The organism is Microbulbifer magnicolonia, from assembly GCF_035117725.1.
GTDB lineage: Bacteria > Pseudomonadota > Gammaproteobacteria > Pseudomonadales > Cellvibrionaceae > Microbulbifer > Microbulbifer magnicolonia.
The window spans coordinates 1,679,004-1,698,846 of sequence record NZ_JAYEFD010000001.1 but is presented as its reverse complement, the minus strand read 5'-3'; the positions used below and the strand labels follow the sequence as shown (position 1 = coordinate 1,698,846).

Genomic DNA, 19,843 nt, shown 5'->3' with positions numbered 1-19,843 from the left:
TATGTCGCTTACAAGAATAAAATCTGCCCGCACCGCAGCGGGCGTCATTTCAGCAATGATGGCCAGCCTGGTGCCGTTGTCGGCAGCGGCGCAAACCAGTGCCGAGGAAATGCAGCTCCGTATCGAAGAGTTGCAGGCGCAGGTGGACAAGCTGGCCGCTGAGGCGGCGCAGCAGCGCCAGGCAGTGATAGACAACCCGGAGCCGCTCCAGCAACCACAGGGCACGCAGATCGAGATCGGCGGCTTTATGAAGCTGGACAGCATGTTCAGTGACTATTCCGATGGAAATTCCGCGACCGCCGGCATCGGCGAGGACTTCCTGGTACCGTCGACCATCCCGATCGGCGGCGAGGGCGGTGACATTAAATTCAATTCCCATGCCAAATCCTCGCGTCTGTTTATCAAGAGCCACACCGCGGTCGCTGGTGGGCAGGTGAATACGCATCTGGAAATCGATGCGATGGCCAGTGGCCAGGGCGATGAGCGCATCAGTAACTCCTATGCCCAGCGTATGCGCCACGCTTATGTGGACTGGCAAATGGACGAGCGCAATAGCCTGCTCGCTGGCCAGACTTGGTCGACCTTTTTCAATGTTGGCGCTCTTCCAGAGGGGATGGATTTCGTCGGGCCGGTGGGCACCATTTTCGAACGCCAGCCGCAGCTGCGCTATACGCGCAAATTCGGCAGCGGCAGCTTCCAGCTGGCCGCGGAAAATCCGGCTACTACCCTGTACAACGGCAGCGAAAATCCCTACGACGACGGCAGCACCCCGGACCTGGTCTTGCGCTACAACAACAGCGCCGGCGACTTCAGTTACGCGGTGGCTTCCATGAGCCGCGAGCTGTCTTATGACATTGGCGCCGACAATGAGTCGGTGCGCGGTTATGCGATCAGTGTTTCCGGAAAATATCAGTTGGGCCGCGATGATATCCGTTTTATGCTGAGTTCGGGCAATGCGCTTGGTCGCTATATGGGGCTAAACAGCTACCGCGCCGGTATCATCGAAGCCGATGGTGATATCGAGTTGATCGAGCAGAGCGGGGGCTTTGTTGCCTTGCGGCATTTCTGGAGCGATGAGTGGCGCAGTAACCTGGTGTTGTCCGCATCCAAAGCGGATAACCCGGACAGCGTCTCCGATACCACCCCGTCAGCCTACCAGAGCATGCATCTGAACTTGCTCTATTCGCCGGTTCCGAAAATGACTCTGGGTGGCGAATATATTCTTGCCAGCAAGGAGATTGAAAACACCAGCGGTACGCTGGTCGACGATGAGGGAGAGCTGCAGCGTCTGCAGTTTTCGGTAAAGTATGTGTTCTAGCGACTCCCGGAGCGTCCAACAGGGCGCTCCACATAATTCGATAATAACTCTTAATAATTTTTTTGGGAGATAGAAAGATGAGTTTTGAAAGCGAACAACACGCGGACGATTACTGGAAGGAGAATCTGCGCCTGATGCTGTCGCTGCTTGCGATCTGGTTCGCAGTTTCCTTCGGCTGTGGCATCCTGCTGGTCGATGAGCTGAACACGATTCGCTTCGGTGGCTTCAAGCTCGGCTTCTGGTTTGCCCAACAGGGTTCCATCTATGTATTCCTGGCACTGATCGTTGTGTACGTGCACAGAATGAACAAGCTCGATCGCAAGTACAACGTGCACGAGGATCATGAAGAACCGGATGAGTTTGAAGAAGCACTCGAAGAAGAGTTCGGTCAATAGGAGCAGATCATGGATATCCAAACCCTTACTTTCCTGATCGTCGGCGCGACCTTTGCGCTGTACATCGGTATTGCGATCTGGTCCCGTGCCGGATCTACCCACGACTTCTATGTTGCCAGTGGTGGCGTCAATCCGGTGGCCAACGGCATGGCCACGGCGGCGGACTGGATGTCGGCAGCCTCGTTCATCTCCATGGCGGGCCTGATCAGCTTTATGGGCTATGATGGTGCCGTCTACCTGATGGGCTGGACCGGTGGCTATGTGTTGCTGGCGCTGTGCCTGGCCCCCTACCTGCGCAAGTTCGGCAAGTTCACGGTGCCGGCATTTATCGGCGACCGCTACTACTCGAACACCGCGCGCACTGTGGCGGTAATCTGTGCCGTGTTTGTCTGTTTCACCTATGTGGCAGGGCAGATGCGCGGTGTAGGGGTGGTTTTCTCGCGCTTCCTGGAGGTGGACATCGCCACCGGTGTCATCATCGGTATGGCGATCGTGTTCTTCTATGCGGTGCTCGGCGGCATGAAAGGCATCACCTATACCCAGGTGGCCCAGTACTGCGTACTGATCTGCGCCTACCTGGTACCGGCTATTTTCATTTCCATCATGATGACCGGCCACGTGATCCCGCAGCTTGGCTTCGGCTCTGAACTGGCCGATGGCTCCGGTACCTACCTGCTGGACAAGCTGGATGGGCTGTCCACTGAGCTGGGTTTTGCCGAATACACCTCGGGAACCAAGAGCACCATCGACGTTTTCTTTATTACCGCAGCACTGATGGTGGGTACCGCCGGCCTGCCACATGTGATCGTGCGTTTCTTCACCGTGCCGAAAGTGCGCGACGCGCGTAAATCCGCCGGCTGGGCGTTGCTTTTTATCGCATTGCTGTACACCACGGCTCCGGCCATCGCCACCTTCGCCCGGGTGAACATGATCGACACCATCAACGGCCCCCAGGCCGAGGGTACCGCCTACGAGGAGGCTCCGAGCTGGATCAGCAACTGGGAGAGCACCGGCCTGATCTCGTGGGAGGACAAAAATGGCGATGGAAAGATGTTCTACTCCGGCGATGAGCGCAACGAAATGAAGATCGACCGCGACATTATGGTGCTAGCCAACCCGGAGATCGCCGGCCTGCCGGCCTGGGTGATCGCGCTGGTAGCGGCCGGTGGTATCGCCGCAGCACTGTCGACTTCCGCCGGCCTGTTGCTGGTGATCTCGACCTCGATCTCGCACGACCTGCTAAAGCGTAACCTGATGCCGCATATCACCGACAAGCAGGAACTGCGCTATGCGCGGGCGGCGTCGGCCGTTGCTATCTGTATCGCCGGCTATCTGGGCATCAACCCGCCGGGCTTTGTCGCCCAGGTGGTGGCGTTTGCGTTCGGGCTGGCCGCGTCGTCCTTCTTCCCGGCGATTATTCTCGGCATCTTCAGCAAGCGCATGAACAAGGAGGGGGCGATTGCGGGCATGATTTCCGGTATCACTTTTACCGCCGCCTATATCATCTACTTCAAGTTCATCAATCCAGCGGCGAATACCCCGGATAACTGGTGGTTCGGTATCTCACCGGAGGGCATTGGTACCCTGGGTATGCTGCTGAACTTTGCCGTGGCAATCGGCGTGGCCCGTTTTACCTCGGACGCACCGCAAGATGTGCAGGAAATGGTGGCACATATCCGTTTCCCGAAAGGAGCCGGTGAGGCCAGCGCACACTGAGTTGTCTTAGTTGCGGGTGGGGGCGGGTTAGTACTGTCCCCACCCGTCTCTGCTGTGATTCATCCTTGGCGAGGCACTTGCTCCCTCAGGCGTGACTCGCCTTTTTTATTGATGACTTTCACCGGGCTCTGCGTCCCAGGCCATCAACAACAGTTCTTCGGTACCGTTGGGCAACGTGATGTGCTTTTCCGGTTGCAGCCCAATTTTTTCCAGCAAGCGCACGGAAGGGGTGTTGTCGGGAAGGGTTATCGCAACGACGCGTTTCAGGGCTGCCTGCGTGCGAGCATACTCCATCACCGCCTCGGCGGCCTCCAGTGCGTAACCGTGGCCGCGATACCTCGGCAAGAAGGCGAAGCCGATATCGACATCATCGAGGCCGTCACGTTTAACCAGTCCGCACAGGCCGATGGCCGTACCGTCTTTCAGTTCCACCTTGTACATACCGAAACCGTACTGGTGGTACATGCTCATTGGGCCGTCGATGATATAGCGGCGGGCATCCGCCTCGGTGCGGACGCCGCGATCGCCGACATTGCGCAAAAAGTCGGGATCGTTCAATACCGCGAGCATCAGCGGTGCGTCATTTTCCGTCAGCTGGCGCAGTAGCAGTTTGGGAGTTTCCAGTTGGAACATGGTGTCTCGTATCGTCCTTCGAATAAATCAGGAGACTATTTTGCATCTCTGCCGATGGCTTGGCGAGAACCAATGGGATAGTCGGAAAGTTAGGCGAGTGCGTGAGAGATAAGTTTGTGCGCTCCCGCAGAAGGGAGCGCACAAACGGGGTGCTTAGAAGCGGTAGCTCACGTTGACGGAGCCGGACTCGGATGTCGGGCGCGCGGCCAGGTTGGCGCTGACGGCGATGCGCTCGGCGGCCTGCCAGCGCAGGCCGACGATTGCGCCGGCGCCGTCTTCGAACAGGCCGACACCCGCGCTGGAGTAGCTCGGCATCGCGTTCATATTGCCCTCCATGGACTTCACGCCCACCTCGACGAAATCGTCATCGGTACCGGTGGTGTCTTCATACCAGATCTGGCCGTAGGCGCTGACGCTGTCCCAGCTCCTGCTGGCGAAGGCACCGATACGCATGGTGGTGTAGCGACGCTCCTGGTCACCGAAGTGCATACCGAAGGGGTCACGCTCGATGCCGTTGATGTCGGTATAGGTGAAGCCGTCGATGGCGTTCTCGGTATAGCCGTCCACTTCCATGGTCGCGCGCGTGACATTGGCGAAGGGCCCGAACTGGGACGCGCCGCTCAGGATGTTCACACCGGCGGTCATGCTCAGGGACAGGTTCTCACCGGCCGTGGTCGCCTCGAGACTGCCGTCGAAGTTGTTGCCGAGGCCGAAGGCGCGGCTGACATCGTCATAGTCCACATCGGTCAGGGTCGCGCTGGCATCAACGAAGAAGATCTCGTGGTGGAAGCGGCCGAACAGGCTGTAGTTGGTGGAGGTGGATTCCACGGCAGCCTGGTCGTTGTCCACGTTGATGTCGGTGCGGCTGACGGCGAAGCCCAGCTCGGCATTGCTGCGCAGGGCGTAGGTGGCACCGATCAGGTTGCCGTCGCTGTCGCCGCTGACGCTGGGGGCGAAGGCGCTGTCGTAGTCGGTATTGCCGAACACGGTACCGGCGAAGACGCCGCTCTGGGCCTCGCGGTAACGGGCACCGGCGAGGCTCTCATCCAGGGTGTTGGTGTGGGTGCGGGCGGCCTGCACGCCGATATCCGGCAGCTGACCGGCCACCTGTGCCGCATTGACCACGTTGGTGTAGTAATCGGCCAGCATCTGCTGGGCGGCCTGGGTCGGGTGCACCGCGTCGTTGAAGATCAGCTTGCTGTCGTCCGGTGCGGTGCCGGTGGCGCCGTACTCCGGGTGCTCGATGCACTTGTAACCGTTGTAGCAGAAGGTGGTCTGGTCGAATTCGGATGAGAAACCCAGCGCGCCCGCGTTGGCCAGGGTCACCTTGAGCACGCCGGCCTGGTCCACCATCAGCACGCCGTCGATATCCTTCGCTGCCGCCAGCAGCGTGGAATTGAAGGCGTCGCTGGCCGCGCTGGTCTGCATCAGGGTGCTGTCGATGGCCGCCTGCAGCTGCGCGTCCGCCTCTTCCTGGGTCATCAGGCCGGCAGTTACCGCGTCGGCCAGCTGCTGCGCCTCGGGGCTGTTGTATACCGCCTGGGCGGTACTGGCATAGACGCCGGCGGTCTTGCTCACGTCCGGCACGTTGGACAGCAGGATATAGTTGGCGCCGGCATCGGACAGGGCGCCGGCGGCGTCCGCGAGCATGGTGGCCGCCATGCCGATATTCTCGCCGAACTGGGCCTCGCTGATACTGCCGGTAATCATCGCCTCGAAGCCGCCCAGCAGGTCGTTGCCGCCGCCGTTGACCCAGTAGAGGGCGTTGGGATCGGCCTTGCCGGACGTGGTCTCCAGATAGCCGAGGCCGGTCGGGTGCGGGTTGCCGGTGATGCCGGAGTCCGCGACTATCTGGCCCGGTGCCGCGTCTATCTGCGCCTGCAGGCCGTCGGCCTGGGCGTCGTAGGCGTCCGCTGTCGCGGTGTCGCCGGCCGCCCGGTACGCATCCGCCGCCGCGCGCAACTCGGCCACCACTGCCGGGCCCTGCAGTATCAGGCCCATCAGCTGTAAGTCGGCGTAGAGGCCGGTGCTGGTCTCGCGGGTCGGATCCGGCAGCAGCGCGCTGTAAAAGCTGTGGTCGGTCACGTCGAGCGTCAGTCCGCGCTCGCTCAGGTAATTGAAGTAGCCGCGGGTGCCGAGGATGTTCAGCAGCACGTCGCCGGCGCGGTGGCCGCCCACGGCCCAGCCGGTGCCCACATTGGACAGTGCTTGCTGCACCTGGGCCTGCGCCGATGCCAGCAGTTCCGCCTCGCTCAGACTCGGGTCCACGTCCGGCAGGCACAATTGCATGCCGCCGCAGGACGGGGTCACAGGGCCGAGGCCGAGTTGCTGGGACATCAGGCTGATGGCCACCTGGCGGTCGGCGCCGCCGCTGGTGAACACGCCGGCGTTGCCGACGTCGGTCAGACTGTCACCGAAGGCGACGACCTGGGAAAAAGCGGATTCGTCGGCGAAGGCAGCTGTGCTGCCGAGGGATGCGAGTGCAATGGCAACTGCGAGGCTGCGCTTGGCGTTGGGCATGGTCTTCTCCTAATCGCGGATACACCGCGTGCCCGCCGGCAGCTTCGGGAGATAAGCCAAAGGTAGGTGGTGGGCGCGCGTCGTTATTGTTGTTATTCCTGCACCTCAAGGAATCCGCTCCATACTAGCGGATTTGACTTGGACAATAAAAGCAGCCATTGATCGGAAAGCTGGCTGCCTGGTCACTTTTCTGTGCTGTGCCGGTGCGCGTGACTACAGATTTGCCCCGGGGAATTGATGGTCGATTAATCTTGGAAAATTCTGCATGAAGTTATTTGCGATTTGCTAGCGCAGGGTGTGCAGAAACTGCAGATGCCGTTCGTACTGGGACAGGATATCCGTCAGCAGCTGGTCGCGCGTCCAGCCCATGACATCGTAGTCCTGTCCGCCCTCGCTCAGGTGCACCTCGGCGCGGAAGTATTTATCCGGCGAGCCGTCGTCATAGGCGTCGTCCAGTACCGCGTCCGGATTGCTGGCGTTGGGTTTCAGGTGCGCCTTGGGATGAATGCTATAGAGAAAATCCACTTCCTCGCCCTGCAGAACCTTCAGGTGGACTGCGAAATTTTCCCCTTCGGTGACCTCGGCCTCGAAGCCGTTTTGCTGCATCTGCGCGGCGAAATCCCGCAGTGCCGGCAGAGCGGTATCCCCGATATATTCATGCACCTCCTGCAGGGACGGCAGCTGCACCAGGTTTTTCAGGCGGCGCTCCCAGGAGACGGGGTTGCGCGCGCTGATCGGTGCCACCGGCGCACTCTGCGCGTCGCGCTTGGCCGAGTCCATGCGCAGCGCCTTGATCAGGCCGTAGATGGCCACCAGCAGTATGAGCGAAAAGGGCAGGGCGCTGGCGATCGCCGCAGTCTGCAGCGAAGAGAGACCGCCGGCCAGCAACAGCGCTATGGCGACTATGCCGATGATGGCGGCCCAGAATATGCGCTGCCACGTCGGCGTATCGTCGCGGCCGTGGGACGAGAGCATGTTCATCACCAGTGCGCCGGAGTCGGCAGAGGTCACGAAAAATATCACCACCAGCACTATGGCCAGCAACGACAGGGCTTGGGACAGCGGAAACTGCTCGAGAAACTGGAACAGGGCCAGAGACTGGTCCTTCTGGATGATCTCCGCCAGAGATTGCAGGCCCTCCTCCCGGATCATGCGAATGGCGGAATTACCGAAAACCGTGAGCCACAAAATGGTAATCAGCGTCGGCATCAGCAGCGTACCGACAGTGAATTCGCGAATGGTGCGCCCGCGGGAAATACGCGCGATAAACAAGCCGACGAACGGCGACCAGCTCAAGCACCAGCCCCAGTAGAAAATCGTCCAGCCGCCGATCCAGTCGGTGGGCGCGTAGGCATAGAGATTGAAGGTGCGGTTGACCAGTACCGACAGGTAGCTGCCAATGTTCTGCACAAACGCCTGAAACAGGAACACGGTGCTGCCGAGCACCAGTACCGTCAACACCAGTATGGCCGCGAGCCCCATATTCAACTGCGACAGCCGCTTGATACCGGCGTCCAGCCCCACAACCACGGAAATGGTGGCCAGCGCCGTGGTGACGACAATCAGGATTACCTGGGTGGCTTCACCCACCGGAATGCCGAACAGGTGATTCAGGCCGGAGTTCATCTGCAGTACGCCAAAGCCGAGCGTGGTGGCGACACCGCAGACGGTACTGACGATTGCAAACACATCGATGGCGTGGCCGATGGGGCCGTGAATGCGCTCGCCGATCAGCGGGTAGAGCGCGGAGCGCAGGGTCAGCGGCAGGTTGTGGCGGTAACTGAAATAGCCGAGGATCAGTGCCACGCCGGCGAAGATCGCCCATACGTGGAAACCCCAGTGGAAGATACTCAGTACCATCGCCTCGCGCGCGGCCTCCACCGTGCCGGGTTGCGCGTCCGGAGGATTCTGGAAGTGCATCACCGGTTCGGCCACGCCGAAGAACAGCAGGCCGATACCGATACCGGCGGAAAACAGCATCGCCAGCCAGGAGCCGAAGCTGTATTCGGGCTTGGCGTGCTCCGGGCCGAGTTTGATATCGCCGAGTCGCGACATGCTGATCACCACCACGGTGACCAGCAGGATGGCCACGATCAGCACATAGTACCAGCCCATGTAGGTGACAATGCCCTCCTGCATGGACTGGAAGCGCGCGGTGGCGTCCTCCGGAAAGAAGACCGCATAGGCGACCAGCAGCAGCAGGATTGCCGTGGAGGTGTAGAACACCGGCGGATCGAAGCGGGCCTTGCCCTCGTCGGTAGTGCGCAGCTTCATAAGTGCGGCTCGTCGGGAGAATATCGGCAACCCGGGCGGCTTGTCCGGATTAACATGCTGGCAATCCCAGCATAGTCGAGATGGCTGCCGATGCCGGGTTTCGGTGTGCGCAATGACCTGCTCTCCACCGGGAAAGAACTACCGCAGCGTGTGCAGAAACTGCAGATGGCGTTCATATTGGGAGACCATATCCGTGAGAAGCTGGTCGCTGGTCCAGCCCATGACGTCGTAATCCTGGCCGCCCTCGAACAGGTGTACCTCCGCGCGAAAATACTTGTCCGGTGAGCCGTCGTCGTGGGCATCGTCCAGCTCCGCATCCGGATTGGCGGCATCCGGCTTGAGCGTCGCCTTGGGGTGCAGGGCGTAGACAAAACTCACCTCTTCGCCGTGGAGTACTTTCAGTTGTACCGAGCGGTTGTCGCTCTCTGTCACGGTGGCGGAGTAGCCGTTTTTCTCCATCTCTGCGGCAAACTCCTGCAGCGCCGGCTTGCCGGTATCGCGGATGTATTCGTGCACTTCTTCCAGGGACGGCAACCGCAACGCATTCTTCAGCCGCCGCTGCCAAACCACCGGGTTGCGGGCACTGATCGGTGCGACCGGCGCACTCTGGGTGATGCGCTTGACTGTGTCCTTGCGCAGCGCGGAGACCAGCCCGTAAATGGCCACCAGCAGAATCGCCGAGAAGGGCAGGGCGCTGGCGATCACCGCCGTCTGCAGAGAACCTAGCCCGCCGGCCAGCAACAGCGCTATGGCGACCGCGCCGATCAGGAAGCACCAGAAGATACGCTGCCACAGCGGTGTGTCATCGCGGCCGTGGGATGAGAGCATATTCACCACCAGCGCGCCGGAATCCGCCGAGGTAACGAAGAAAACCACCACCATCACCACGGCCACGAAAGAGAATACGCTGGAGAAGGGAAACTGCTCCAGGAACTGGAACAGCGCTACCGACTGGTCTTTTGCCACTATCTCGCCGAGTGAAGTCAGCCCCTCGTTGAGGATCATGTGAATGGCGGAGTTGCCAAAAAACGTCATCCACAGCAGTGTGACCAGCGCCGGCACCATCATGGCCCCCACGACAAATTCGCGGATGGTGCGCCCACGGGAAATACGCGCGATAAACAGCCCCACGAACGGTGACCAGGACATCCACCAGCCCCAATACAGAATGGTCCAGCCGCCGAGCCAGTCGGTGGGTTCGTAGGCGTAGAGGTTGAAGGTCTTGTTGACGATCACCGACAGGTAGCTGCCGAAGTTCTGCACAAACGCCTGCAGCAGGTAGACGGTACTGCCGAGCAGCAGCACCATGACAATCAGTATCGCCGCCAGGATCATGTTCAGTTGCGACAGCCGCTTGATGCCGGCGTCGAGGCCGAGGACCACCGAGATGGTGGCCAGAATCGTGGTGACGACGATAAGCACCACCTGCACCCCGGCGCCGACCGGCAGGCCGAACAGATGGTTCAGACCCGAGTTGATCTGCAACACGCCGTAGCCGAGCGTGGTGGCGACACCGCACACGGTGCCGACGATGGCAAAAATATCCACGGCGTGGCCGATGGGGCCGTGAATGCGTTCGCCGATCATCGGATAGAGCGCCGAGCGCAGAGTCAGCGGCAGTTTGTGGCGGTAGCTGAAATAGCCGAGAATCAGCGCCACTATGGCGTAGATGGCCCAGGCGTGAAATCCCCAGTGAAAGAAGGTCAGTACCATCGCCTGGCGCGCGGCTTCCACGGTGCCGGTTTGTCCCACCGGCGGATCCAGGTAGTGCATCACCGGCTCCGCCACGCCGAAGAACAGCAGGCCGATGCCCATGCCGGCGGAGAACAGCATCGCAAACCAGGACCAGAAATCGTACTCGGGCTCCGCGTGTTCCGGCCCCAACTTGATTTCGCCAAACTTGGAAATGCCGATCACCAGCACACTGATCAGGATGATCGCCACCACCAGCACGTAGTACCAACTCATATTGGAGACGATCGCCGCCTGCAGATCCTTAAACTGGGCAGTGGCGGCCTCGGGAAAGATCACCGCATAGGCCACCAGCAGCAGTAGCACCGCCGTGGCCGTATAGAATACCGGTGGGTCGAAATGGGCTTTTCCCGGAGATTGTTGCTCGGCCATAGCGCGGTTGCCGCCTGGAACTGCCGCAACCGCGGCAAGGTAAATTTTGCGCCTGTCGGTTCAAGCATAGACAATGCGTGTCTTTGGCAGGATTCTGAATATGAAATCAGTCTTATATGTTGCAAATTTCTAGAAATCTGGTGATCCCCCTGGACGAGGTGGAGATGCACGCGGTGCGCGCCCAGGGCGCCGGCGGCCAGAACGTCAACAAGGTGTCCAGCGCGATCCACCTGCGCTTCGATATTCGCGCCTCCTCGCTGCCGGAGGAGCTGAAGGAGCGGCTGCTACAAATAAAGGATCAGCGAATTACCGCTGACGGCGTCATCGTGATCAAGGCGCAGCGTTTTCGCACCCAGGAAAAGAATCGCGAGGATGCACTGGAGCGGTTGCGGCTGCTGATCGAAAAGGCGAACTTCCGGCACAAGAAGCGCGTTCCCACCAAGCCCAGCAGCGGGGCGAAAGAGCGGCGACTGAAAAACAAGACACACCGCGGACAAGTAAAAGCGATGCGAGGCAAGGTGCATGAATAAGGTGAGTACACTGTTTCAATACGAGTTTTTATCGACTCGTCATACCGGCGCAGGCCGGTATCCAGTCCGGGAAAGCTGGATTCCGGCCTGCACCGGAATGACGACAGAAAACCGCGCGCGCGATCAATACTGATTAGGGGAGGACCCATGCCCAAGCGCTACGACGCGACCGAGCTGCAGCTATTTGCCAGTACCCTGTTTCAGCGCGCCGGCCTCGCCGCCGAGCGGGCCGAAGTGATGGCGAAGGTATTTCTGCAGGCGGATCTGCTCGGATTCACTACCCATGGCATGAACCGCGTGGCCAGCAACCTGGCCTGGCTGCAAAGCGGTGACACCCGAGCGCAGGGAGAGCCGGAAGTTCTCCACGATCGCGGCAACTGCTTTAACTGGGATGCGGATTTCCTGCCGGGCCCCTGGGTGCTGACCCGCGCGATCGCCCACGCGCTGGAGCGGGTGCCGGACCACGGTGTGGTTAGCGCCACCATCCGCCGCAGCCAGCATATCGCCTGCCTCGCCGCCTACCTGCCGGCGATTGTCGAGGCCGGCTATGTGGCGCTACTGACCTGCTCCACGCCGGCGGAAAGTACGGTAGCGCCGCAGGGCAGCCGCGATCCGCTGTTTTCCGCCAACCCGCTCGCCTTCGCCGCGCCGGCCGGCGACTATCCGCTGCTGTTCGATATCAGCATGTCGGTGACGGCCGGCGGCTATGTGGCGCGGGCCCGCCGCGAGGGCAGAAAAATGCCGACCCAATGCCTGAAGGACAGCGACGGCAAGCTGTCCGACGATCCGGCCGTGTTCAAGAGCGGCGGCAGCATACTGCCGGTCGGCGGCGCCGATCACGGCTACAAGGGCGCGGCGCTGTCCGCGATGCTGGAAGTGCTGTCGATGGCCCTCGGCGGCTACGGCCGCGGCGACGCCGCGGCGAAAGATGACGACGAGGCCAACTCGGTATTTTTGCAGATCATCGACCCGCAGGCCTTCGGCTCGCGCGCGGATTTCCTGCGTCAGACGGTCGCCCTGTGCAATTTGTGGGAACACAGTCGCAGCGACAGCGATGCGCCGGTGCGGGTGCCCGGCCAGCGCGCCTGGGCGGCGCGCGAGCGACAGCTGCGCGAGGGTGTCGAGCTGTATCCGACGATTATGCAGGACCTCGAGCCCTGGGCAGAAAAACTGCATGTGATCATGCCGCGGGCGATCAGTTAAATGAAAGAAATCGAGCAGATCCTGGAATTTATTGTCGAGATCGAGAAGCTGAAGGCGGTGCTGCGCAAGACGAAGCCGGTGGGGCTGGAGCGGAGGGAAAACGCCGCCGAGCACAGCTGGCATGTTTGCCTCGCCGCGCTGATGCTCAGGGAATATGCCAATGAACCGGTGGACATAGACCGCGTCATCAAAATGCTGCTGCTGCACGATCTGGGCGAGATCGATGCCGGTGACAAGATTGTCTACGCGAGTGAAACTGCCGCGCAAAAGGCCGCAGAAGAACAGGGCGTAAGGCGTATTCTGGCAATGCTGCCGGATGGCGGGGGCGACGAATACTTTGCCCTGTGGTCCGAATTCGAGGCCGGTGAGACGGCGGAATCCAGATACGCCCGCGCCATCGACCGGGTGCCGCCGCTGCTGCACAACCTGCGCGGCGGGGGCCACGCGTGGCGGGAGAACAATATCCGCAAGGAGCAGGTGTTCGCGCTGAACAGCCGCATCGGCGACGGCAGCAGTGAATTGTGGCAGGTGATGGAAGAGATGCTGCAGGGCGCCGTGGCCAGCGGCATTCTGAAGTGATCAGTCGCGATTTTGTAGGGGCGGCGGGGCACTCCGCAGGGTGCGCCGTGCGCACCCCGCGAGCATCCGGTGCGGGCGGCGCACCCTACTGATAGGGCGAACGCGCCTGCACTTCCTGGTACTCCGCCTCGCGCATGGCCAGTTCGTGCTCGAGATCCTCGATCTCCACGCCCAGTTCGGTGTGCCGGCCCTTGAGACGGGCGATATCGGCGAGCAGGGTGATGCGCTCTTCCTTGGTGGACTCGTCGCTGATCAGGCGGGCGCTCATCGCGGTAATGTCGTCGAGAATATGTTCGCGCTCCTCGATCCTTTCGCCGATGGCGCCGGCCACCTGATTCACCGCGCTCTGCGCCAGATGGATTTCGCGACCCGACTCGTAGCCGCGCAGGAAGAGTCCCTCGAGATCCGCCGGGCAGACACCACCGTAACCACCGCCGGCGCGGCCCAGGCGGAAGCCGCGGTTTTCGGTGCAGTAGAGCTACAGTCCCTCGTCGCGACCGGCGCGATAGGCCGCCGTATCAGGTCGCACGCCATATTCAGCGCAGGCCTCGCGGCGCTTGCCGAGCTGCGCGACCTGCAGGCCGGCGGCCCCGTCCTCATAGCCAATTGCGTGCCAGTCAGCAACAAGGCACTCCTCTTCGCTCATGGTGGCGCAGCCACTGGCCAGCATTAGCATCACTACCGCCGGGGCCAGGGCCGCGCGTGGAATCATTCTCGTTTTTAGGTTCACTGTTGGTTCCGTCACAGACTGTCTCGTTAGGCCAAATTATCTCATCGAGGCTGACTGCAGCCTGAAGGAATCACAGGAAGTGAGACCTGCGTCGCAAAAAGTCCGTGTGTTGATCGGGGCGTCTGAGTCAACGTGAATCCGCACCATCTGCTAATAAAGGCGCGCCACCTCGTACTAGGATGGGGGAATAAGTCGAGAAAAAGAGGGATCGCCGATGAGTGATTTTATCCGCATGACCGCGGTGGAGTTACTGCACGGGTATCAAAGCCAGGCCTTTTCCCCGGTCGAAGTCACCGAAGCACTGTTGCGCCAGATCGAACGCTGCAATTCCGCGGTTAACGCCTACTGCCTGGTGGATGGCGACACCAGCCTCGCCTTTGCGCGCGAATCGGAAAAGCGCTACAGATCCGGTGCGCCGCAAGGGTTGCTGGACGGCGTGCCCGTGGCGATCAAGGACGTGTTCCTGACGCGCATGTGGCCGACGGTGAAGGGCTCCAGAATCATCGATCCGGAGTCCACCCTCGGCAAGGAGGCACCCTGCGTTGCGGCGCTGCGCCGCAACGGTTATGTGCCGCTGGGCAAGACCACGACACCCGAAATGGGCTGGAAGGGCGTCACCGACAACCCGATCGACGGCGTCACCCGCAACCCCTGGAACACCGACAAGACCGCCGGTGGCTCCAGCGGCGGCAGCGCCGCGGCGGTACCGCTGGGCATGGGCCCGCTGGCGCTGGGCACCGATGCCGGCGGCTCGATCCGCATCCCCGCCGGCTTCTGCGGTCTCGTCGGCCTCAAGCCCAGTTTCGGCGAAGTGCCCCACTGGCCGCCGAGCCCGTTCGGCACCCTGGCCCACGCCGGCCCCATGAGCTGGACGGTGGCGGATTGCGCGCTGATGATGAATGTGCTGACAGAGGCCGATCACCGCGACACCCAGGCGATACCGCGGCGCAATATCGATTATTTCGCGGAGATTCGGGGCGAGCCGCGGGAATTGCTGCAGGGCCTGCACATCGCCTACAGCGCCACGCTCGGCTATGTGCAGCCGGATCCGGAAGTCGACGACGCGGTGCGCGCCGCCGCGCAGCTGCTGCAGTCCCTGGGCGCCGAAGTTTCCGAGGTGGCGCCGGGTTTCGACGATCCGCTGGCGGCCTTCGGTCACCTGTTTTACGGCGGTGCCGCCAATGCGCTGCGCGATATCGGCAAGCGCCAGCGCCAGCAGATGGACCAGCAGCTGGTGGCGGTGGCGGACAAGGCGGCGCAGTTGTCGATGCTCGATTACCTGGCCGCGGTCAACGAGCGCACGGCCCTGTGTGAGCGCATGGCCAACTTTCATCAGAAATACGACCTGTTGCTGACTCCGACGCTGCCCATTACCGCGTTCAAGGCCGGCCGCGAGGTGCCGGAGGACTGGCCCAGCACTCGCTGGCCCTCCTGGACCCCCTACACTTATCCGTTCAACCTCACCGGCCAGCCGGCGCTGTCGGTGCCCTGCGGCTTTTCATCCGACGGCCTGCCGATCGGGCTGCAGCTGGTGGGGCGGCGTTTCGATGACGCCACAGTGCTGCGCGCTGGGCAGGCCTACCAGCTGGCCGCGCCGCTGACCGAGCGGCGCCCCGATCTCTTCCGCGTCGACGCCGCCGCCGGGGAAGAGGCGTGAGTCGGCTGGATTTCGACTTCTACGAGTCCGAGGATCCGGTCTGGAATCCGGCACTGCTGACGATACCGGTGCCGGGTATCCGCAAGATGGTCAACCTGGCGGCGACCATGGACGACGTGATCCACCTGTCCATCGGCCAGCCGGACGCGCCGGCGCCGCCCCATGTCATCCAGGCCACGGTGGATGCGCTGGAAGCCGGGCAGACCGGCTACACCATGGACGCCGGCCTGCCGGAATTGCTCGACGCGCTGGCGGAGTACAACGGCGAACGTTACGATCGGAAAATTTCGCCGGAGAATATTCTCGTCACCACCGGCGCCACCGAAGCGATCTACCTCGCGCTGACGGCGATGTCCGCGCCGGGGCGCGAATTTATCGTGCCGGATCCCTCCTTCATGCTGTACGCGCCGCTGATCCGCATGAACGGTGGCGAAGTGAAATACATTCCCACCCGCGCCGAGAACAACCACCAGCTGGACCCGCAGGAAGTCATCGACGCGATCGACAAGAATACCCACGCGATCGTGCTGAATTCGCCCAGCAACCCCACCGGCACCGTGTATCCGCGCGAGACCATCGAGACCATCGTGCAGGAGGCGGCCTACCGCGGCATCTACGTGATCAGCGACGAGGTCTACGATCACCTGGTCTACGACAACCGCGACTACGCCAGCGTGCTGTCCTGCTGTTCCGATCTCGATCACGTGATGATCATCAGCAGTTTTTCCAAGACCTTCAGCATGGCCGGCATGCGCATCGGCTGGCTGATCGCCAGCCAGGGCGCGATACGCAAGCTGCGCCGCTACCATATGTTCACCACCACGGTCGCCAACACCCCCTGTCAGTGGGCGGGCGTCGCTGCGCTGCGGGGCGACCGCAGTTTTATCGACGGCATAGTGGCGATCTACAAGAAAAGGCGCAATCGGCTGGTGCAGCTGGTGGAACAGACGCCCTATCTGGAAGGCTATATGCCCGAGGGCGCCTTCTACCTTTTCCCCTCCCTGCCGGATGGCGTGAACGGCAACAATGTCGCCCTGCGACTGTTGCGGGAGACCGGCGTCTGCACCATCGCCGGCGACACATTCGGCGATTCCTGCCGCAACGCACTGCGCATCAGTTACGCCACGTCTATCGACAAGATTGAGAAGGCTTTCGAGCGGATCATTCCGTGGATGGAGAAACAGGATTTTGGCTGAGCTAAGCTGGACGAGTGGGCCGTGCGCAAAGTTAGGTAACAGTTTGCTTCGCCAAAGCGTCCAGCTCTGCGTTGAGAAAGCTTGAATTAGCGCTGCTAGTCCTGCGCTTTCTCGCCTCGATCTGAACGCTTGGGCTGTGCTCCTTTGTTACCGAACTTCACTCACGGCCCACTAGCGGAAGTCGAAAAATCGACGAGGCGGGGGAACCCCCCGGTGTGATTGGCATTTTCTCTGTTGATAGGCGCGTTAATGAATCTCGACCCCCTGGCTCCGGAACAGCTCTACCAGCACTGTCCGTTGGAATGGCTGGAGCTGCAGGCCGAGGTAGGCGAGGCGGACGACAGTCGCCACTTCGGGCAGGAGCGCGCGCTGGAGGCGCTGGAATTCGCGCTGGATATGTCCGGCAACGGCTACAACCTCTATGTGGCCGGTTCGGTCGGGCTTGGCAAACACGCGCTGGTCATGAAGCGCATCGGCGCCTGGGCGCAAAAGCAGGATGCGGCGGCGGACCTCTGTTACATCCACAATTTTGATGCCGAACACAAACCCCATGCACTGGTGCTCCCCCCCGGCACCGCGCGGGAATTGAAGCGGGACACCGAGGACCTGCTCGAGCACCTGCTGACGGCCATTCCCGATATCTTTAAGAGTGACGAGTACCGCGCGCGCCGAGATGAACTCAAACAGCAGCTGGAGGATCGCGAAGAACAGACCTTCGCCGAGCTGGTGGAGCGCGCTAAGGAACTCGGCATCGGCGTCGTGCGCACCCCCTCGGGCTATACCATCGGCCCGCTGGTGGACGGCGAATTTATCAGTCCGAAAAAATTTTCCGAGTTGCCGGAAGAGGAGCAGCAACGGCTCAAGGAAAATATCGAGAAGGTCAACGTCGATCTGAAGGAAACGCTGGGGCGCGCACTGCGCTGGCACGAGAAACTGGCCAAGGACCTGAAGCGGCTGATCCGCGAGTATCTGCATCTGACCCTGGATGAACGCATCGACTGGCTGCGCCGGCGCTACCAGAACCTGGACCAGGTGCAGGCGTTTATCGAAAACATCAAGCACGGCGTGATTGAAAATGCCGACGATTTCCGCGCGGCCGGTGAACAGGCACAGAAGGAGGGCATAGTTCCGCGCAAACTGATCCGCGCGCGGGAGTTCAATCGCTTCCGCGTGAATATCCTGGTGGATAACGGCGATGCCGAGGGTGCGCCGGTCATCTACGAGGACAATCCCATCTACACCAACCTGCTCGGGCGCATCGAGCACGAATCGCAGATGGGCACCCTGACCACCAATTTCAAACTGATCAAGGGCGGGGCCCTGCACCGGGCCAACGGCGGCTGCCTGATTCTCGATGCGCACCGGTTGCTGATGACACCATTCGCGTGGGAGACATTGAAACGGGCGCTGCACTCGCGGGAATTGAAGGTCCAGCCGCTGGAAATGCAGATGGGGTTGCTGTCCACCATTACCCTGGAGCCGGAACCGATACCGCTCAATGTCAATGTGGTATTGATCGGCGAACGCTGGCTCTACTACCTGCTGAAGGCCCACGACCCGGAAGCCAAGCAGCTGTTCAAGGTCTACGCCGACTTTGCCGAGGATATAGATCGCGAGCGCGAAAGTGTCGCCGCCTATGCACAGCTTATTTTCGGACTGGCCCGCGGGGAAAAGTTGCGGCCCTTCTCGCAGAATGCGGTCGCACGGGTAGTGGAGCAGGCGGCGCGCCTGGCCGGGGATGCAAAAAAACTGTCGCTGCACGGCGAGCGCCTGGCAGACCTGTTGCGCGAGGCCGATTACTGGTGCCGGCGCGAAGAGGCGGAGCAGGTGGAAAGGTTGCACGTGCAGAGGGCCATCGACCAGCGCGAGTACCGCCAACGCCAGTGGCAGGAGCGGCTGCAGGAATCCATCGAGCGCGACATCCTGATGATCGACACCGAAGGCTCGCAGGTGGCGCAGATCAACGGCCTGTCCGTGATACAGCTCGGCGACAGCGCCTTCGGCCGCCCCTCGCGCATCACCGCCACCGCGCGCCTGGGCAGCGGCAAGATGGTGGATATCGAACGCGAGTCGGAGCTGGGCGGGCCCCTGCACTCCAAGGGCGTGATGATCCTGAGCGCCTTCCTCGCCAATCGCTACGCGCCCTCACAGCCATTTTCCCTCTCCGCCAGCCTGGTGTTCGAGCAGTCCTACGGTCCGGTCGACGGCGACAGCGCCTCGTTGGCGGAGCTCTGCGCGCTGCTGTCGGCGATTGCCCAGGTGCCGCTGCGCCAGCGCTTGGCGGTGACCGGTTCGGTCAACCAGCTCGGGCAGGTGCAGGCAGTGGGCGGGGTCAATGAAAAGATCGAGGGGTTCTTCGAAGTGTGCCAGGCGCGCGGTCTGAGCGGCGAGCACGGTGTCATTATTCCGGCGGCCAATATCCAGCACCTGATGCTGAAGGAAGCGGTGGTGCAGGCGGTGCGCGAGCAGAAATTTGCCGTCTATGCGGTGGCGAGCGTAGATGAGGCCATAGAGTTGCTCACCGGTCTCGAAGCCGGCATGGCCGATGAGCGGGGGGAATATCCCGAAAGCTCGTTCAATGGAAAGGTGCAGCGGCGGCTCGGAGAGTTGGAGGAGTCTCGCTCGCAACTGCTCAGGAGCGAGCTGCAGGGGCTGGAATCGGAAAGCGCACCATCGGCGCCCCTCAAGGACGGGCAGGCGGATAACCCCGGCAGAGATCGGTATTAGTGACCGGGTGACGGCCAAAGGCCGGGTTGCCAATTGTCAGGATTCTCTTCTGTGACTGTCGCGCATCTTGCCGGAGTGCGACCAGCGGCGGTGTATGGGGGGCCGCGGGTTCTCACTTATTGGCGGACAACTCAGTAGGACTATCGCACCAGAAAAGGATCTTTCATCTAAAAAGATTGGGACTGGGTAATGGATATCCTTAATGGCGCAAGAAACATTCCCACTTGTAACAATCCGTATC

Annotated in this window: 14 protein-coding genes and 1 pseudogene; 9 read left to right on the top strand and 6 right to left on the bottom strand. The window is 61.5% G+C overall.

Annotated features, from left to right (window positions below):
• Window position 1: 1 nt before the first annotated feature.
• The 3 genes from RRF64_RS07460 to RRF64_RS07450 all read left to right on the top strand — a co-directional run bounded on the left by RRF64_RS07460 (window position 2) and on the right by RRF64_RS07450 (window position 3,429).
• Entirely contained in the window at window positions 2-1,318 is a 1,317-nt protein-coding gene (locus RRF64_RS07460) for a DcaP family trimeric outer membrane transporter (RefSeq protein WP_323845203.1), read from the top strand.
• A gap of 77 nt (window positions 1,319-1,395) precedes the next feature.
• The gene (locus RRF64_RS07455) at window positions 1,396-1,713 is read left to right on the top strand and encodes a DUF4212 domain-containing protein (RefSeq protein WP_323845202.1); all 318 of its coding nucleotides are present in this window, start codon (window positions 1,396-1,398) and stop codon (window positions 1,711-1,713) included.
• Window positions 1,714-1,722: 9 nt separating this feature from the next.
• Entirely contained in the window at window positions 1,723-3,429 is a 1,707-nt protein-coding gene (locus RRF64_RS07450) for a sodium:solute symporter family protein (protein WP_323845201.1), read from the top strand.
• A 105-nt stretch (window positions 3,430-3,534) separates the two neighbouring features.
• On the opposite strand, the gene RRF64_RS07445 is transcribed toward RRF64_RS07450, so the two are convergent.
• From RRF64_RS07445 to RRF64_RS07430, 4 genes are all read right to left on the bottom strand, one after another.
• Window positions 3,535-4,062, bottom strand: a complete 528-nt coding sequence (locus tag RRF64_RS07445) for a GNAT family N-acetyltransferase (protein ID WP_323845200.1) — start codon at window positions 4,060-4,062, stop codon at window positions 3,535-3,537.
• A 153-nt stretch (window positions 4,063-4,215) separates the two neighbouring features.
• Window positions 4,216-6,582 carry an autotransporter outer membrane beta-barrel domain-containing protein gene (locus RRF64_RS07440; protein WP_323845199.1) on the bottom strand — a complete coding sequence of 789 codons (2,367 nt, stop codon included), beginning with the start codon at window positions 6,580-6,582 and terminating at the stop codon, window positions 4,216-4,218.
• Window positions 6,583-6,867: 285 nt separating this feature from the next.
• Window positions 6,868-8,856: a BCCT family transporter gene (locus tag RRF64_RS07435; protein WP_323845198.1), complete on the bottom strand. Its 1,989-nt coding sequence runs from the start codon at window positions 8,854-8,856 to the stop codon at window positions 6,868-6,870.
• A gap of 138 nt (window positions 8,857-8,994) precedes the next feature.
• Window positions 8,995-10,980 carry a BCCT family transporter gene (locus RRF64_RS07430; RefSeq protein WP_323845197.1) on the bottom strand — a complete coding sequence of 662 codons (1,986 nt, stop codon included), beginning with the start codon at window positions 10,978-10,980 and terminating at the stop codon, window positions 8,995-8,997.
• 116 nt (window positions 10,981-11,096) lie between these two features.
• On the opposite strand from RRF64_RS07430, the gene arfB reads away from it, so the two are divergent.
• From arfB to RRF64_RS07415, 3 genes are all read left to right on the top strand, one after another.
• Window positions 11,097-11,510, top strand: a complete 414-nt coding sequence (gene arfB, locus RRF64_RS07425) for an alternative ribosome rescue aminoacyl-tRNA hydrolase ArfB (protein ID WP_323845196.1) — start codon at window positions 11,097-11,099, stop codon at window positions 11,508-11,510.
• 147 nt (window positions 11,511-11,657) lie between these two features.
• The gene (locus RRF64_RS07420; protein WP_323845195.1) at window positions 11,658-12,713 is read left to right on the top strand and encodes an Ldh family oxidoreductase; all 1,056 of its coding nucleotides are present in this window, start codon (window positions 11,658-11,660) and stop codon (window positions 12,711-12,713) included.
• Entirely contained in the window at window positions 12,714-13,292 is a 579-nt protein-coding gene (locus RRF64_RS07415) for an HD domain-containing protein (protein WP_323845194.1), read from the top strand.
• An 85-nt stretch (window positions 13,293-13,377) separates the two neighbouring features.
• Here the strand turns inward: RRF64_RS07415 and RRF64_RS07410 are convergent, their stop codons facing one another.
• The gene (locus RRF64_RS07410; protein ID WP_323845612.1) at window positions 13,378-13,632 is read right to left on the bottom strand and encodes a hypothetical protein; all 255 of its coding nucleotides are present in this window, start codon (window positions 13,630-13,632) and stop codon (window positions 13,378-13,380) included.
• Window positions 13,633-13,668: 36 nt separating this feature from the next.
• A pseudogene (locus tag RRF64_RS07405) lies at window positions 13,669-13,938 on the bottom strand (DUF2799 domain-containing protein); the annotation flags it as partial.
• Window positions 13,939-14,236: 298 nt separating this feature from the next.
• Between RRF64_RS07405 and RRF64_RS07400 the strand changes: the two are divergent.
• From RRF64_RS07400 to RRF64_RS07390, 3 genes are all read left to right on the top strand, one after another.
• Window positions 14,237-15,679, top strand: coding sequence for an amidase (locus tag RRF64_RS07400; RefSeq protein WP_323845193.1), 1,443 nt, complete (start codon window positions 14,237-14,239; stop codon window positions 15,677-15,679).
• Window positions 15,676-16,875: a pyridoxal phosphate-dependent aminotransferase gene (locus RRF64_RS07395; protein WP_323845192.1), complete on the top strand. Its 1,200-nt coding sequence runs from the start codon at window positions 15,676-15,678 to the stop codon at window positions 16,873-16,875. The genes RRF64_RS07400 and RRF64_RS07395 overlap by 4 nt, the downstream gene beginning before the upstream one ends.
• Window positions 16,876-17,124: 249 nt before the next feature.
• The gene (locus RRF64_RS07390) at window positions 17,125-19,602 is read left to right on the top strand and encodes a Lon protease family protein (protein WP_323845191.1); all 2,478 of its coding nucleotides are present in this window, start codon (window positions 17,125-17,127) and stop codon (window positions 19,600-19,602) included.
• Window positions 19,603-19,843: the final 241 nt, after the last annotated feature.

Excerpts from the sequence above, each read along its gene's own strand:
- RRF64_RS07415 (WP_323845194.1), top strand. The coding sequence starts at position 12,714 with ATGAAAGAAATCGAGCAGATCCTGGAATTTATTGTCGAGATCGAGAAG.
- RRF64_RS07420 (WP_323845195.1), top strand. The coding sequence starts at position 11,658 with ATGCCCAAGCGCTACGACGCGACCGAGCTGCAGCTATTTGCCAGTACC.
- RRF64_RS07430 (WP_323845197.1), bottom strand. The coding sequence starts at position 10,980 with ATGGCCGAGCAACAATCTCCGGGAAAAGCCCATTTCGACCCACCGGTA.
- RRF64_RS07445 (WP_323845200.1), bottom strand. The coding sequence starts at position 4,062 with ATGTTCCAACTGGAAACTCCCAAACTGCTACTGCGCCAGCTGACGGAA.
- RRF64_RS07435 (WP_323845198.1), bottom strand. The coding sequence starts at position 8,856 with ATGAAGCTGCGCACTACCGACGAGGGCAAGGCCCGCTTCGATCCGCCG.
- arfB (WP_323845196.1), top strand. The coding sequence starts at position 11,097 with ATGTTGCAAATTTCTAGAAATCTGGTGATCCCCCTGGACGAGGTGGAG.
- RRF64_RS07450 (WP_323845201.1), top strand. The coding sequence starts at position 1,723 with ATGGATATCCAAACCCTTACTTTCCTGATCGTCGGCGCGACCTTTGCG.
- RRF64_RS07455 (WP_323845202.1), top strand. The coding sequence starts at position 1,396 with ATGAGTTTTGAAAGCGAACAACACGCGGACGATTACTGGAAGGAGAAT.
- RRF64_RS07440 (WP_323845199.1), bottom strand. The coding sequence starts at position 6,582 with ATGCCCAACGCCAAGCGCAGCCTCGCAGTTGCCATTGCACTCGCATCC.
- RRF64_RS07390 (WP_323845191.1), top strand. The coding sequence starts at position 17,125 with ATGAATCTCGACCCCCTGGCTCCGGAACAGCTCTACCAGCACTGTCCG.
- RRF64_RS07460 (WP_323845203.1), top strand. The coding sequence starts at position 2 with ATGTCGCTTACAAGAATAAAATCTGCCCGCACCGCAGCGGGCGTCATT.
- RRF64_RS07400 (WP_323845193.1), top strand. The coding sequence starts at position 14,237 with ATGAGTGATTTTATCCGCATGACCGCGGTGGAGTTACTGCACGGGTAT.